Origin of the sequence: Rheinheimera sp. KL1 (assembly GCF_001275035.1) — a bacterium.
Classification (GTDB): Bacteria; Pseudomonadota; Gammaproteobacteria; order Enterobacterales; family Alteromonadaceae; genus Pararheinheimera; species Pararheinheimera tangshanensis.
This window is the reverse complement of record NZ_LAMX01000012.1, coordinates 82,590-97,493: the sequence shown is the minus strand read 5'-3', so window position 1 is coordinate 97,493 and position 14,904 is coordinate 82,590. Positions and strand designations below refer to the sequence as shown.

16 protein-coding genes and 1 pseudogene are annotated in these 14,904 nt (G+C 46.6%); 9 read left to right on the top strand and 8 right to left on the bottom strand.

The annotated features are described in order from the left end of the window. Positions 1–37 precede the first annotated feature (37 nt). The 8 genes from WH43_RS05520 to pspF are packed head-to-tail and all read right to left on the bottom strand — an operon-like array spanning position 38 to position 6,399. A complete protein-coding gene (locus WH43_RS05520; protein ID WP_053423646.1) occupies positions 38–808 on the bottom strand; it encodes an ATP-binding cassette domain-containing protein in 771 nt (256 codons plus the stop codon). Next, on the bottom strand, positions 805–1,308 hold the full coding sequence (locus WH43_RS20370; protein WP_286049496.1) for an oligopeptide/dipeptide ABC transporter ATP-binding protein: 504 nt from the start codon (positions 1,306–1,308) through the stop codon (positions 805–807). Before WH43_RS20370 ends, WH43_RS05520 begins: the two co-directional genes overlap by 4 nt. Continuing rightward, positions 1,257–1,796, bottom strand: a complete 540-nt coding sequence (locus WH43_RS20365) for an ATP-binding cassette domain-containing protein (protein ID WP_286049494.1) — start codon at positions 1,794–1,796, stop codon at positions 1,257–1,259. The genes WH43_RS20370 and WH43_RS20365 overlap by 52 nt, the downstream gene beginning before the upstream one ends. Beyond that, on the bottom strand, positions 1,796–2,689 hold the full coding sequence (locus tag WH43_RS05510) for an ABC transporter permease subunit (protein ID WP_053423645.1): 894 nt from the start codon (positions 2,687–2,689) through the stop codon (positions 1,796–1,798). The genes WH43_RS20365 and WH43_RS05510 overlap by 1 nt, the downstream gene beginning before the upstream one ends. Further along, complete coding sequence (locus tag WH43_RS05505; RefSeq protein WP_286049493.1) at positions 2,689–3,708, bottom strand: ABC transporter permease; 1,020 nt, start codon at positions 3,706–3,708, stop codon at positions 2,689–2,691. Before WH43_RS05505 ends, WH43_RS05510 begins: the two co-directional genes overlap by 1 nt. Beyond that, positions 3,705–4,181, bottom strand: a complete 477-nt coding sequence (locus WH43_RS20360; RefSeq protein WP_286049492.1) for an ABC transporter substrate-binding protein — start codon at positions 4,179–4,181, stop codon at positions 3,705–3,707. The genes WH43_RS05505 and WH43_RS20360 overlap by 4 nt, the downstream gene beginning before the upstream one ends. Further along, on the bottom strand, positions 4,145–5,320 hold the full coding sequence (locus tag WH43_RS05500) for an ABC transporter substrate-binding protein (RefSeq protein ID WP_286049491.1): 1,176 nt from the start codon (positions 5,318–5,320) through the stop codon (positions 4,145–4,147). The genes WH43_RS20360 and WH43_RS05500 overlap by 37 nt, the downstream gene beginning before the upstream one ends. Next, positions 5,317–6,399: a phage shock protein operon transcriptional activator gene (gene pspF, locus WH43_RS05495; protein WP_053423644.1), complete on the bottom strand. Its 1,083-nt coding sequence runs from the start codon at positions 6,397–6,399 to the stop codon at positions 5,317–5,319. Before pspF ends, WH43_RS05500 begins: the two co-directional genes overlap by 4 nt. A gap of 183 nt (positions 6,400–6,582) precedes the next feature. Here pspF and pspA point away from each other — a divergent pair, with 183 nt between their 5' ends. The 9 genes and pseudogenes from pspA (at position 6,583) to tyrR (ending at position 14,886) form a co-directional block, all read left to right on the top strand. Next, positions 6,583–7,251 (top strand): phage shock protein PspA, encoded by a 669-nt coding sequence (gene pspA, locus WH43_RS05490; protein ID WP_053423643.1) that lies wholly within the window; start codon positions 6,583–6,585, stop codon positions 7,249–7,251. Between the two features lie 25 nt (positions 7,252–7,276). Then, on the top strand, positions 7,277–7,513 hold the full coding sequence (pspB, locus tag WH43_RS05485) for an envelope stress response membrane protein PspB (RefSeq protein WP_008898263.1): 237 nt from the start codon (positions 7,277–7,279) through the stop codon (positions 7,511–7,513). Further along, on the top strand, positions 7,506–7,916 hold the full coding sequence (pspC, locus tag WH43_RS05480; protein ID WP_053423642.1) for an envelope stress response membrane protein PspC: 411 nt from the start codon (positions 7,506–7,508) through the stop codon (positions 7,914–7,916). Before pspB ends, pspC begins: the two co-directional genes overlap by 8 nt. A gap of 57 nt (positions 7,917–7,973) precedes the next feature. Beyond that, positions 7,974–9,353 (top strand): YcjX family protein, encoded by a 1,380-nt coding sequence (locus WH43_RS05475; protein WP_053423641.1) that lies wholly within the window; start codon positions 7,974–7,976, stop codon positions 9,351–9,353. Next, positions 9,350–10,363: a TIGR01620 family protein gene (locus WH43_RS05470; protein ID WP_053423640.1), complete on the top strand. Its 1,014-nt coding sequence runs from the start codon at positions 9,350–9,352 to the stop codon at positions 10,361–10,363. The genes WH43_RS05475 and WH43_RS05470 overlap by 4 nt, the downstream gene beginning before the upstream one ends. A 139-nt stretch (positions 10,364–10,502) precedes the next feature. Further along, positions 10,503–11,716: pseudogene (gene megL, locus WH43_RS05465) on the top strand (methionine gamma-lyase). A gap of 264 nt (positions 11,717–11,980) precedes the next feature. Further along, positions 11,981–12,781: a phenylalanine 4-monooxygenase gene (gene phhA, locus WH43_RS05460; protein WP_053423639.1), complete on the top strand. Its 801-nt coding sequence runs from the start codon at positions 11,981–11,983 to the stop codon at positions 12,779–12,781. Between the two features lie 27 nt (positions 12,782–12,808). After that, positions 12,809–13,150 carry a 4a-hydroxytetrahydrobiopterin dehydratase gene (locus WH43_RS05455; protein WP_053423638.1) on the top strand — a complete coding sequence of 114 codons (342 nt, stop codon included), beginning with the start codon at positions 12,809–12,811 and terminating at the stop codon, positions 13,148–13,150. A gap of 173 nt (positions 13,151–13,323) precedes the next feature. After that, positions 13,324–14,886, top strand: coding sequence for a transcriptional regulator TyrR (tyrR, locus tag WH43_RS05445; RefSeq protein WP_053423636.1), 1,563 nt, complete (start codon positions 13,324–13,326; stop codon positions 14,884–14,886). Positions 14,887–14,904 lie beyond the last annotated feature (18 nt).

Here is a 14,904-nt window from a genome sequence, read left to right as displayed (position 1 = left end):
TGGTTTTTTATGTTCGCTTTTAGGCGCGCTGCAGCTCTTAGCTTTGCGCGCTTTTAATCAACTTCCTGCTGTAGTCATGCTGCGGATTGCTAAATACTTCGTTAGTTTGGCCATAATCCAGCGCTTTGCCCTGATGTAACACGAGCATGTGGTCACTGATATGCCGTACCAGACGCAGGTGGTTAGTGATCAATAAATAGGATAATCCCGTGCTCTTTTGTAGCTCCAGCAATAAGTTTACGATCTGAGCTCGTAGTGATGGGTCTAACGCTGTTAAAGCTTCATCCAGTATCAATAGCTTCGGATCCATAATAAGGGCTCTGGCGAGCGCTACGCGCTGTAATTGACCGCCAGAGAACATATGGGGGTAATAGTCTGCGTGTTCTTCCATTAAGCCCAATTGTTGCAAGGTTTGATGGATCTTATCCTGACGTTGTTCTTCATCCAGTTGCGTGCTGTATCGCAATACATCGTCCAGCATTTGTCCGACTTTCTGATGAGGGTTCAACGAACGGGCAGGGTCCTGAAAGATGTAACGAATGACGTGATTGTATTTTTTATAGTCACTGATGGTGACAGCCTGCCCCTCGAGCAGGATCTCACCACTGTCTGGTTTTTCTATCCCCACCAGTAATTTTGCCAGTGTACTTTTGCCTGAGCCGGTTTCACCGACAATAGCCAGGGTTTGCCCAGGGTAAAGACTGAAACTGATATCTGACAGAGCCTGAATGGTTTTACGGCCAAAAATGCCCTGGGCTTTCTGATAACTTTTATATAGCTGGCGGATTTCCAGTAAAGGGGTGGTCATAACTTTTTACCCTGCAGCGGAAAATGGCAACTGAAATAATGATTTTGCAAACGCTCCAGCACAGGCGTTTTGACACATTCTTTGCGGGCATTAGGGCAACGTGGGCCTAAACGACAGCCTATAGGCAAGTGCTGCAACGTAGGAATACTGCCATGTAAGGCATACAAAGATTGTTTACTGATAAGCTCCGGCTGAAATTCGGGCACACTTTTGATTAATGCATCGGTATAAGGATGTAACGGCGATTTAAGAATAGTGGCCGTTTCGCCAGCTTCCACCAACTGGCCACAATAAAGCACACTCAAGGTTTGAGTATTGCGTGCTACAGTTTCCAGTTCATGGCTGATTAATAGAATAGACATGCCTTTGAGCTGATTAAAGCTGGCCAGTAAGCGGAATAATTGCGCCTGAGTAGTACTCTCTAAGGCTGTCGTTGGCTCGTCTGCGATCAAGAGTTTGGGTTTTTCGCTATGGCCATGGCGATCATGATCTTTTGACACACCCCTTCAGGCAACTGATAAGGGTATGAGTTGAAAATCGCCTGATGGTCGCGGATCCCCACTTTATGCAGCAAAGCTATGGCTTTTTTCCGCCGTTCAAAAGGCCGGCCCCACCAGCTGCTTTCCAGCTCTGAATCCGGGATAGACTCTATCAGTTGCTCCAGAATTGGTGCTGTTGGGTCCATGCTGCGGCTGGGTTCCTGATAAATCATTGCAATATCGCGGCCGATAATTTTGCGCTGCTCCTCATAGGACAAACGCAATAAATCCTGGCCAGCCCAACTAAAACGATCGGCTGTGATATGCCATCTCTTATTCAGTACACCCACTATAGCTTTGGCGATTAAACTCTTGCCTGAACCGGATTCACCGACTAAGCCCCGGATCTCGCCCTCTCGTATAGTCAGATTGATCCTATCCACTGCGCGAATAAGGCCTTCTGGCGTCTCCAGCTCTATCGTCATGTTTTTAATATCGAGCAGAATCATCAGTTCTCCCGCCGCTTTTTCATTGCTGTGCGCAAGCCATCACCCACCAGATTCACCGATAAAACAGACGCAAACACCAGAATACCCGGCAGTGCTATGGCCCAGGGGGCCAGATAAATTAAGTCCAGCGCGTCAGCTATCATCACACCCCACTCAGAGGTTGGAGCCTGAGCACCTAAGCCTAAAAAGCCCAAAGCTGCGATATCCAAAATAGCGGTCGAAAGTGCCATGGTCGCCATTACAGTTAAATGCTCCCAGATATTAGGCAACACTGCGTAACGTAACACTTGCCAGTTTGACGCGCCGTCCAGCCGGTAAGCAGCGACATAATCCTGTTTTAACGTATCTTGTATCGCATTACGAATACCGTGCACAAATTGCGGTAACAGCGCCAGCATAATAGCCCAGGTGGTATTCCACAGCCCCGGGCCCAATACAGCCACTATAATAATAGCCAGCAGCAGGGAGGGGATAGTTAACGCCAAATCCAGCACATGGTTAAAAATACTGGATTTAACGCCTTTGCTCATGCCCGCCATAGCACCCAGTGCCAGACCCATCAGCAAAGAGCCAATCACTGTAACCAGTGCTATACCAAAGGTGTAAGTCGCGCCTTTCATCAGACGAGACATGATATCCCGGCCTAAATCATCGGTACCAAAAGGGTATTGCACTAACCCCTGATCGCTCCAGGACGGCGCCAGTAACAGCAGATCCGGGTTTTGTAAGTACGGATTGTGAGGGGTGAGCAAGGGGGCAAAGATAGTCAACAACAAAAAAAACGAAAACATCACCAAACCCAAAACTGCAGCATGCTGGCGTTGAAACTGCTGCCACAGCTGGGTCAAAGGCCCGCGGTTCTGTTCCTCAAAATACAGCCGGAATTTTTTCATTATGCTTTCCTGGCTAGTGGGTTAAACAAGGTATGCAGAATTTCAGTCAGCATGTTCACGACGATCACTAAGCAGGATACGACCAGTAAGCCGCCTTGAATAGCCGGATAATTGCGCTGATAGATACTGTCCAGTAGCCATTGACCTATACCAGGCCAGGAGAAAATCACTTCAGTGATCATTGCAAGGGTGATCAGGGTGCTGAACTGCAGACCAATTTGTCGGATCACCGGCAAAAGCGCGTTACGTAACCCATGGTGATACAGCACCTCAAAGCGGCTTAAGCCTTTAGCTCGCGCTGTTTTAATGTAGCTTTGCTCCAGCACGGCCAGCATAGAGTCGCGGGTAAAACGGATCATCACTGTGGTTGGATAAGTAGCCAGCACTACGGCAGGTAGCAGTAAATGTCGTAAAGCGTCCTGAGTGGCTTCAGGTTTATAAGCGATATCGGATAACCAGATATCCGGCAACATAAAACCTGTGGTAGTTGGGATATCGAACAACACATTGATACGCCCGGCCGTTGGCAACACACCAAGTGTCAGCGAAAACAACATAATCAGCAGCAGCGCCCACCAAAAAATAGGGATGGAATACGCGACCAGTGTGATAGCGGAAATCAGCTTACCCAAAAAGCTATCGGCTTTAACGGCAGCAAATAAACCTAAGGGAATACCTAAGACAAAAGAGAGGAGCAGTGCATAACTGGCCAGTTCTAATGTGGCCGGAAATACCGCGATAATTTCAGATAAAACAGGTTGTTGGCTAGAGAATGACAAGCCCCATTCTCCATCTAATATACGGTTCAGATAAGCGATGTACTGTTGAAGCAGTGACTGATCTAAGGCGTAATACTGAATTAAGTATTGCTGCTGTTCAGGTTGAATACTGCTGAGTCCTGAAACGTTGGTGAGCACATCACCGGGGAACAGGTAACTTAAACTAAAGGCTAATACTGTCAGGGCGACAAATACAAAGCCAATTAAAAAAGCGCGGCGTAAAAAATAATGCAGCATCATAAGGATTTTCTCGCTGCAGCCATCGAAATACCACCGTACGGGTTAATGGTCACTCCAGTTACTTTGATGCTTTTGGCCTGAAATCGTTTGGAGTGAGCAATGCTGACTAAAGGCATTTGTTCATCCAGATAAAGCTGAGCTGTTAAATAAAAACTGCGCCTTTGTTTTACATCAGCGGTTAACAGCGCCTGATTAATCAGCTTGTCAAAATTAGGATCGCACCAGTTGGCTCTGTTGCTACCAGACTCTGCTGCACTGCAACTTAATAAAGGACGGAAGAAATTATCAGGATCTGCATTATCAGCTGACCAGCCAATCAATACTGAATCATGTTCAAATTCAGAGAGTTTACGTCTGAAGCTATTCCACTCAAACGACACTATGCTGGCCCGGACCCCAATTTTTGCTAAATCTGCCTGCATCAGTTCTGCCATTTTTAACGCATTCGGATTGTATAAACGTTGCACTGGCATAGCCAGATATCCATACGAAAACCATTGGCAAAGCCAGCCTGAGCCAACAACTCTTTGGCTTTGACCGGGTCATACTGCTGTTCAGGCAAGTCATGGTAAAAAGCCCAGGAGGTCGGGGGCAGTATAGTTTTCGCTTTATCCGCATAACCAAAATAAACGGCTTCTAAAATCGCATCTTTATTAATGGCATAAGCCAGAGCTTTTCGTACCAGCACATTATCAAAAGGCGCTTTTTTGGTATTAAAAGCCCAAAAGCCCACGTTCATACTGGTTTGGCTTTGTACTTCGACATCAGGCCGTTCGGTGATGAGTTTCAGTTCAGCATTACGTGGATAAGCCACCACATCACATTCATGAGTTAATAGTTTGGCCATACGTTTGGCATTGTCAGGTACCAAATCAAAGACCAGCTGAGTGAGCTCTGTTTTACCGCGCCAGTATTCTGGGTGGCGGTAATAGCGAATAAACTGATCCTTTTTATACTCTTTAAAGAAAAAAGGTCCTGTGCCTATGGGCCTTTGGTCCAGCAGTTCAGGTGTGCCTTGTTGCAGTAATTGTTCGGCGTATTCGGCAGATAAAACAGCAGCAAAATCAGTCGCCAGATTGGATAAAAATGAGCTGTCAGGACGAGCCAGTTCAAAGCGCACTGTTGTGCTGTTTTCTGCCACTACGGCTTTGACCAAAGAATCCCAGCCAACACTCTGAAAATATGGATAATTTGCTCCGCCGACCTGATGGTACGGATGTTCGTTTTGCAAAATACGGTTAAAAGTAAAAGTTACATCGTCGGCATTTAAGGTTCTGCCAGGAGAAAAAAACGCAGTGTGATGGAATTGCACATCAGGGCGTAGGGTAAACCAGTAGGTTTTACCATCCTCACTTAAGCGCCATGCTGTGGCAAGTGCGGGCAACAATTCGCCTGTCGCAGGGTCAATATCCAGCAGTCGGTCATATAATTGCTGACTAATCGCATCAATAGTAGTACCAGAGGTAACCCGCTGTGGGTTGAAGCTTTCAGGAGAGCCTTCGGCGCAGTACACCATGCCTTGCTGAATAGTTTCCGGGATATCAGGCTGGCAGGCGCTGAGTATTAAGAGTGAGCCGCAGGGAACCATCAGGCTCAGTAAGGCTTTGATCATTGTTGGCTGTCCAGCAGTTTGTACTTTTTCATATAACCACGTAACTGATGATAGGTCAGATTCAATGCTTCAGCGGTTTTCTTCTGGTTAAACTGATTCGCAGCAAGGGCTTGTTTGATTAAGTCCATTTCAAAGTGTTCAGATAGGATTTTAAAATCCTGCACCTGATTAAAATCAAAAGCTGATGTCGTCTTTGCTAAAGCGGACGGATTATCGCTGCTTTGCTCTTTGGATGCTACCACTGCTTTGTCTGGTTGTGGTCTGCGATCTAAAGTACGAACCCGGGTTCTGGGCCGAAATGGTGATTCAAAAGGGTCAAGCTGAATATGATGCACCGGTACATAAGGGTTATTGGTGCGATAGACACTGCGCTCTACCACGTTTTTCAGCTCACGCACATTACCTGGCCAATCGTACTCCAGCAGGGCACGTTTGGCTTTTTCGCTGAAACCACTAAAAAGCTCAAACCCCAGTTCCCGCGCCATATTAACGGCAAAATGCTCGGCCAATACCAGAATATCTTCTTGTCTTTCCCGCATCGGGGGCAAGGTGATCACATCAAAGGCTAGCCGGTCCAGTAAGTCGGCACGAAATTCACCCTGTTCAGCCATCGAAGGTAAGTCTTCATTGGTTGCGCAAATTAAACGCACATCCACTTTCACTGAGCGACTGCCACCGACTCGTTCAAACTCGCCATATTCAATAACACGCAATAACTTCTCCTGCACCATAGCAGGAGTGTTCGCCAATTCATCCAGAAATAAGGTGCCGCCGTTAGCCCGTTCAAAGCGGCCTTCATGGCGTTTGGCTGCACCAGTAAAAGCACCAGCTTCATGGCCAAACAGTTCACTTTCCAGCAGGTTTTCGTTCAGAGCCGCACAGTTGAGCGTTAAATAGTTTTGATCCCAGCGCTGGGACAGGTAATGTAGACGGGCTGCGATCAGCTCTTTACCTGTGCCTCTTTCTCCGATGATCAACACAGGTTTATGCAAAGGTGCGATTTGCGAAACCTGATCCAATACGTTTAAAAAGCTGTTGGACTGGCCTATTAAATTGTCTTGCTGAAAACTTCTGCTCATCTGGGTTCACGAAGTGGTGAAATTAACTAATAAGTAGTGTATTTCATAACATGAGCTTGGCATAGTCTTTTTGTGATATAAATAAAATTAATATAAAACAATAGGTTAAGTTGTTTTGGCAAGTTGGCAAGAAAACTGAATAGATAATAGCGAATCCAACAAGTCATTTAGAGGTAAAACATTATGGGTATCTTCTCTCGCTTTTCAGATATCGTGAACTCCAACATCAATGCTTTATTAGATAAAGCAGAAGATCCGGAAAAAATGGTCCGCCTGATTATTCAGGAAATGGAAGACACACTGGTTGAAGTGCGTTCTACCTCAGCCAAAACCATCGCAGAGAAAAAAGAACTGCAACGTGTCGTGGCTAAATTAGAAGCTGAAGTAGCCGACTGGCAGGCGAAAGCTGAACTGGCTCTAAGCAAAGAACGTGAAGACTTAGCTCGTGCTGCACTGATTGAACGTCAGAAAGCAGCCGACCAGGCTGCAGCTGTAGCGGCTGACATCACTCATTTAGATGAACATGTCAGCAAATTACAGGATGAAGTGGGTCAGCTGCAGGATAAGTTGGCTGATGCCAAAGCCCGTCAGAAAGCCATGCTGATGCGTCAGAAAACTGTATCCTCCCGTTTGGATGTTAAACGTACCTTAGACAGCACTCGTTTAAACGATGCCATGTACAAGTTTGAACGTTATGAACAAAAAATCGATTCGCTGGAAGCTCAGGTTGAATCCTACGATTTAGGCAAAAAGACCTTAAAAGATGAGTTTGCAGAACTGGCATCATCTGACAAAATCGATAACGAACTGGCTGAATTAAAAGCTAAAATGTCTAAAAAAGATAACGCCTGATTATCAGGCGTTGTAGGAGCTAAAAATGGAAATTAGTGAGGTCATTGGTATACCGTTCATCCTGTTCATGATTTTTGTAGCGCCACTGTGGGTGTTTATGCACTACAGAAGCAAAAACAAAATTGGTGAAGGTTTGGGGGACAGTGAACTGGCTCAACTGAATGAGTTGTCTCATCGCGCCGAGAAAATGGCGGACCGCATCAAAACGCTGGAAGCGATTTTAGATGCGGAATCACCGAAGTGGAGAGAGAAACATGACTAAAATACGCAAGGAGCTGTTGCGGGATGACCGCAACGGCAAACTGGCCGGGGTCTGTGCAGGTATTGCAGACTACTTCGGCTGGGAAGTGTGGTTAGTGCGCTTGATTGTAGTCACTTCGGTGTTGTTAGGTTTAGGTGGTTTGTTACCTGTTTTATACGTCGCTGCCTGGTTTATTCTGGAAAAGAAATCAGTGCATGAAGCGAAAAAAGGCCTGACCGAACCTTCTTACGATGAGCGCCCTGTGGAAGTAAAAACCAGGGTATGGCAACGGGGTGAAGCACCTAAATCGGCTTTACACCACCTGATGAATCAGTTTAACAGTCTGGAATTACGCTTACGCGACATGGAAACTCATGTTACCTCGGCTAAGTTTCAACTGAACAGAGAAATCAGTAAGTTGTAGTTAAAGTAAGGAATAAGTTTGTCGACCCGTCGAATAGACGCCATATAGGATCACTGCATGGATTGGTTAAAAAAGGCGCGCTGGCATTCAGAACAACTGACGAAGCGCACCTTTCATCGTCAGCTCAGACTGGGCGTGACAGGGTTAAGCGGCGCAGGAAAAACTGCACTCTTGACTGCGATAGTGCATCAACTGACCCAAAGTCATTCTTCTTTTTTACCCTTTTTTTCTGTGATGCAAAAACGCTGGTTAGGCGCCCGGATTGATGATAACCAGCTGCCACAGCTGCCACGTTTTGCTTTCGAAAAAAACTTAAGCTATCTGCAGCAACAACCTGCCTGCTGGCCGCCCTCTACTGTCGGCTGGAGTCAACTGACCTTAGCTTTGCGTTATCAGAGCGAATCAAGCTTGCGCGCCCGTTTTCAGGATTATCAGGAAACCGAACTGGTGCTGGTGGACTATCCGGGGGAGTGGCTTTTGGATCTGCCGATGCTACAACAAAGCTATCAGCAGTGGTGCGAGCAAAGCTGGTTGCTGTTTGCGCAAACCCACAGAGCGGCCACTGCAGAGAGCTTTAAGCAGAAACTGCGAACTATTGATTTGAATGATGCTTCGGTACTTTCTGTGCAGGAGCTATGCAGTGAATACAGCACCTTGTTGCAGCAATTCCGTGAAGTCGCAGGGGCTTATTTAAATCAGCCAGGCCGATTACTGGTGCCTGGTGAATTTGAAGGTACGCCTTTACTGCAACTACTGCCTTTGTTGCCAGAACAACTGGCACAAGGTGGTGCTTTGGTGGACTTAATGCAAAAGCATTTTGCCAGTTATCAAACTCAGGTGATTGAGCCTTTTTACCGCCAGTACTTTTCAGGTTTAGACCGTCAGGTGGTGCTGGTTGATATTTTGGGCGCATTGAATGCAGGTGAGTCGGCGCTTTTAGAGCTGAAACAAAGTTTGTTGTTGATTTTACAAAGTTTTGATTATGGCCCAGAACACTGGCTGCGGCGTATTTTCAAACCACGCATCAGTAAAGTGTTATTTGCTGTTAGTAAAGCCGATCATGTCACACCGGATCAGCATCAGGCGCTGACTTTGTTGTTGCAGCAATTACTGCTGCAGCATCTGCAGAGCGTGAAGTTCCAGCTTTGCCCTTACGAAGTGATGGCAATAGCGGCTATTAAAGCCAGCGAAGCAGGTTTTGTGAAACAAAACGGTTTGCAGCAAGCGTGTTTACGAGGTTTTAGCGCAACAACAGGAGAAGCACTGACCTATTATCCGGGAGATGTGCCGCGCTACTGGCCGGATCATCAGCTATTTACCGAACATCATTTTGAATTTCAGTCCCTGGCGCCTTTGCCATGGCCTAAACAGCAAGTACTGCAACATATCCGTCTGGATCATCTGCTGGAGTACCTGTTAGGAGATAAACTGACATGACAGATTTAAAACAAGCAAAACGCTTTAAAGAGGCCGATTTTATTGGCTCGGATGCAGTTTCAGAACTGCCTATGGCAAAGGCTGTGCAGTTTGAGCAGGCAGATTTTGTGGTTGGACCACAGGTTGAACCAGAACCACCAAAACGCAAGAGAGTGTCGGGGCTGATGTGGGCTGGGATCAGTAGTGTGGTGCTGTTAGTTGTTGTGGCTTTGTACAGTGCTGTGACAACTATTCAACAGGCTTTTGTAGCGCCAGGTATAAGCACTGTACTGGAAGCCTTATTTTGCGCCGCTTTATTAACGTTAGGCAGCTTATTGCTGACACGGGAATGGCGCTTATGGCGACGTTTAGCCAAAACCCGCAGCTGGCAGCAAGCTCATCAGCGTATTCATGCCAGTATCCAATACGGTGAAGCACAACAGCTCTGTCTGGATATTGCTGCCGTATTACCTGAATCTACAAAACAGGATGTGGAGGGCTGGAAAGCTCAAAAACAAGCAGAACACAGCGATCAGGAACTGTTGGAGCTGTTTGAAATTACTGTACTGAGTAAAGCCGATGCAAAAGTGCGTCAACAAATTCATCAGGCTTCGGCTGATGCCGCTATTGCTGTGGCGGTCAGCCCTTTTGCTCTGGCCGATATGCTGTTGGTGATGTGGCGCACCAGCAAATTATTACGCCAAATGGCTGAAACTTATGGTGCCTCTTTAGGGCAACTCCGCAGTCTGCTTTTAATAAAACGGCTATTTGCTGCTTTGTTATGGGCGGGAAGTTCAGAGCTTGCGCTGGATCTGGGTTCCGATATGCTGGGGGCTGAGCTGACCAGCAAATTATCAATGCGTGCAGGGCAAGGCTTAATAGCCGGTATGCTGGTGGCCCGTTTAGGTTTAGCTGCACAGCAACTGCTACGCCCTTTACCATTGGCGCAAAACAAGAAACTAAGTTTGTTGGATTTAAGCAAAGCCTTAGTACGGCGTTTATTGGGAAAGACGGAATCTTTGTCAACTTAACGCTACATCTCTTGTCGTTTCTAGCCAAACTGACGGTGCTGCTTCAGACCGTCAGATGTCTATATGCCTTGTCGCTACCTGACCTGCTCGGTATAAAAAACTCATAAAAAATAAAACAGTAGTCACAACAGGTGTTTTTATGAGTAAGCAGCAGTACAGTCATCCCGATACGGTATGTATCCATGCCGGAAAAACTGGTTTAAACCCCCATGGTGCTTTAGCCACGCCTTTGTACCAGACCTCCACTTTTGTCTTTGATAGCGCCGAACAAGGCGCAGCCCGTTTTGCTGGCGAAGAGCCTGGTTATATCTACACCCGTTTAGGCAACCCGACGACAAGGGAGTTGGAGCTAAAAGTTGCGGCGTTGGAAGGCATGGAAGATGCCGCTGCGACAGCCACAGGTATGGGCGCTGTGGCAGCGGCTACTATGGCTTTTTTACAGCAAGGTGATCACCTGATTGCCAGCAAAGCCATTTATGGCTGTAGTTTTGCGTTGTTTAACCATCAGTTTGCCCGCTACGGTATAGAGGTCAGTTTTGTTGATATGACTGACCATAACGCCATCAAACAAGCACTAAAACCCAACACCAAAATGATTTTTGCCGAAACGCCGATAAACCCTACTCTGACTGTGCTGGATTTAGATTTCATCGGTCAGTTTGCCAAACAGCAGCAACTGATTTCGGTGATCGACAACACCTTCCTGACGCCTTTACTGCAAAAACCAGCCGACTATGGCATAGACCTTATTTTACATAGCGCGACCAAGTACCTGAACGGCCACGGCGATGTGGTGGCAGGCATCATTGTCGGTAGCACTGAACGCATTACCCAGATAAAACTGACCACCTTAAAAGATATGGGGGCCACCATCAGCCCGCATGATGCCTGGCTGATTATCCGTGGTTTAAAAACCTTGTCGGTGCGGATGGAGCGGCATTGTCAGAATGCGCAAAAGTAGCGGAATTCCTTGAAGCGCACTCTGCTGTAGGACAGGTCTATTACCCAGGGTTAAAGTCTCACCCTGGGTATAAATTTATCGGCAAACAAATGAAAGCTGCCGGTGGCGTGTTGGCCTTTGAACTGAATGGCAGTCTGGATGATGGTCGTTATTTTATTAACCAATGCAAATTACTTAGTCTTGCAGTCAGCCTTGGCGATGCGGAGTCACTTATTCAGCACCCAGCGTCTATGACTCATAGTCCCTATACTGCAGAGGAGCGGCAGATGGCAGGGATCAGCGATGTCTTAATTCGCATTTCGGTAGGGCTTGAGTATGTTGAAGATATTATTGCCGACCTAAAGCAGGCACTGGCGCTGATGCAGCAACGCCAGCAGATCGCAATAGTTTAATGTAACCATTGCTTTACAAAAACAACAGAGTTGACGTTAACGTCAACTCGAGCATGGGTTAACAGCTGTTGTCCAATCCTCTAGTATCGGCCGCAACTAAAGGGCAAAGCCCGTTTACCCTTCGTACTTGAAGCTGCAGCATTGTTAAGTGCGTGTTCTCGCCCCAGTCACATAGCATGGCTATGCTCCTGGGGGCTCACACACCTGTTGCCACACTGCATCACTAATTACTTTGGGTAGAATAAAGAAAAACAACAGGGTTCTATGAGCAAATCTAGTAAATACGTATCGCACCAGTCGGATCAAGAGGGCTTTATTCACTGGTCTGCTGAAGAAAATCAAATCTGGTCTGAATTAATGCAGCGTCAGTTGTCCTGCATTGAAGGGAAGGCTTGTGATGAATATCTGGATGGACTGAAAAAACTCAATCTGCCATTGGATCGTATTCCGCAGCTTGCTGAAATTAACGCAGTGTTAGAGCCAGCAACAGGCTGGAAAGTCACAGAAGTGCCGGCTTTGATCAGCTTTGATCGGTTTTTCCAACTGCTAGCCAATAAAGAATTCCCGGTAGCCACTTTTATTCGAAGCAGGGAAGAATTTGATTACTTGCAGGAACCTGATGTGTTCCACGAAATATTTGGTCACTGCGCCATGCTGACTCATCCGGCTTTTGCTGAATTTACCCATACCTATGGCAAACTGGGCTTAGCCGCCAGCAAAGAAGACCGTGTCTATCTGGCTCGTTTGTACTGGTTTACTATCGAATTTGGCTTATTAAATAGCAAAGACGGCTTACGGATTTATGGCGGCGGTATTTTATCCTCACCTGGTGAAACTCAGTATGCTATTGGCTCTGACGTGCCAGAGCGTAAGACCTTTGATGTGGTCGATGTGTTGCGTACTCCCTACCGTATCGACATTATGCAGCCTGTGTATTTTATGATTAATTCGATTAACGATTTATTTGACGTATCCCAGTTGGATTTGATGGCGATGGTACAACAAGCCCGGGCTTTGGGTTTGCATGCCCCGAAATTTCCGCCTAAAGAAAAAAAGGTCAGCTAAAAGCGGCCAACTATAGAGAATGAGAAAATGTCTGAATTAAAACAAGCCAAATGTGAAGCCTGCCGTGCCGATGCACCCAAGGTGTCGGATGAAGAATTAGCTGTGTTAATGCACCAAATCCCGGACTGGACTCCAGTAGTACGTGACGGCATTTTGCAATTGGAGCGTGAGTTTAAGTTTAAGAACTTTAAACTGGCATGGGCGTTCCATCAGAAGGTAGCGCAGTTAGCGGAAGATGAAGGTCATCACCCGGCTTTACTGTTGGAGTGGGGCAAGTTAACCGTCACCTGGTGGTCACACTCAATCAAAGGCCTGCATAAAAACGATTTTATCTGCGCCGCTAAAACGGATGCCTTGTTAGTTTCTTAACACCGACCTTTATGGCCTGCTTCTGCAGGCCTTTTTCCTTATTGCACCCTATAACTTCTATATCTCCCATACCCCAAGAGGTTGTGCATATTTCTTTACAAATAATACTGGTCTGCCCGAACATCTTTACCGTATGATTGGAATAAAGCAAAAGCATAAGGTGGTTTTGTATCATGAGGTTAGAAATTCATTGCCAGGACCGGCTGGGGATCACCCAGGAAGTGTTAAATATCCTGGTGAGTTATCAGTTGGATTTACGCGGTATCGAGGTGGATCCAGCTCTTGGCCGGATTTTTGTGTCCTTCCCAACGGTCGAGTTTGAGAAGTTTCAGGAGCTGATGGCGAAAATCCGCCGCATTACAGGTGTGGATGATGTCAAAACCACAGCTTTTATGCCCTCCGAGCGCGAACACAATGAGCTCAGCACCTTATTACGTACTTTGCCTGATGGCATTATTGCAATAGATACTCGTGCTAATGTCACCATTATTAACGAAGCGGCGCTTGAAGCTTTGTCGATGGAGCGCAGTGCTATTGAAGGTCAATCCCTGACTGCTATGGTCAAAGGTTTTAACTTAAGTCGTTGGCTGGAAAGTGAGGATGTACTGGCGCAAACCCGCAGAGTCGAGATCCAAAACAAACGTTTTATCGCCGATTTATTGCCTGTGCTGGTACCGGATGATTCTGGCAAAGATATTCTGGCAGGCGCTGTACTGAACTTAAAATCTGAAAGTCGGTTAGGCGAGCAGATGGTGGTGTTTAAAAAAGGCGATCAGGAAAGCTTTAATAACTTACATGCCCACAGCAATTTAATGCGCAAAGTAGTGCGTGAAGCCAAGAAAATGGCTCAGCTGGATGCCCCTATTTTGATTATGGGGGAAACTGGCACGGGTAAAGAAGTATTAGCCCGAGCTTGTCATGCTGCCAGCAGCAGAACAGGCAAACCTTTTTTAGCAGTCAACGTGGCGGCTATGCCGGATTTAGTGGCTGAGTCTGAGCTTTTTGGTCATGGCCCCAATGCTTTTCCCGGTGCCAGTGAGGCCAAAAAAGGTATTTTCGAGCAGGCCAATAAAGGCACCGTATTCCTTGATGAAGTCGGAGAGATGTCGCGTGAGCTGCAAATTAAGCTTATTCGCTTTTTGCAGGATGGCAGTTTCCGCCGTGTCGGTGATGAAAACGAAGTCAAAGTCGATGTGCGGGTGATTTGTACCACGCAAAAAGACTTACCCACTATGGTGCAGGAAGGCAAATTTCGTGAAGACTTGTTCTATCGTCTTAACGTACTGACGCTAAACTTACCGCCACTACGGGAGCGTAAGCAGGATGTTGTGCCTTTGGCAGAGTTTTTTATTGCCCGTTTTGCTGCTCGTTTAGGTCGCAAAGCTCCCAAATTAACCGATTCCTGTGCCAATTTCCTGCAGCACTACCCCTGGCCAGGTAATGTGCGCCAGTTAGAAAATGCCTTGTACCGGGCCGTCACTTTGCTCGAAGGCTATGAGCTGGATAAAGAGCATATGCAGCTGCCCAGTTACACCAGTGACTTTGGTTATCTGGAAAAAGACTTTGATGGTACTTTGGATGAAGCGGTGCGAAATTTTGAGGCTGATTTGCTCAGGAAGCTCTATCCGGCTTATCCAAGTTCACGTCAATTGGCGAAAAAACTGGGGTTAAGTCACACCGCTGTCGCCAATAAACTGCGCGAATACGGTATTAACCGCAAGAGCGTAAAAATTTAGATACGTATTGTGTGATTT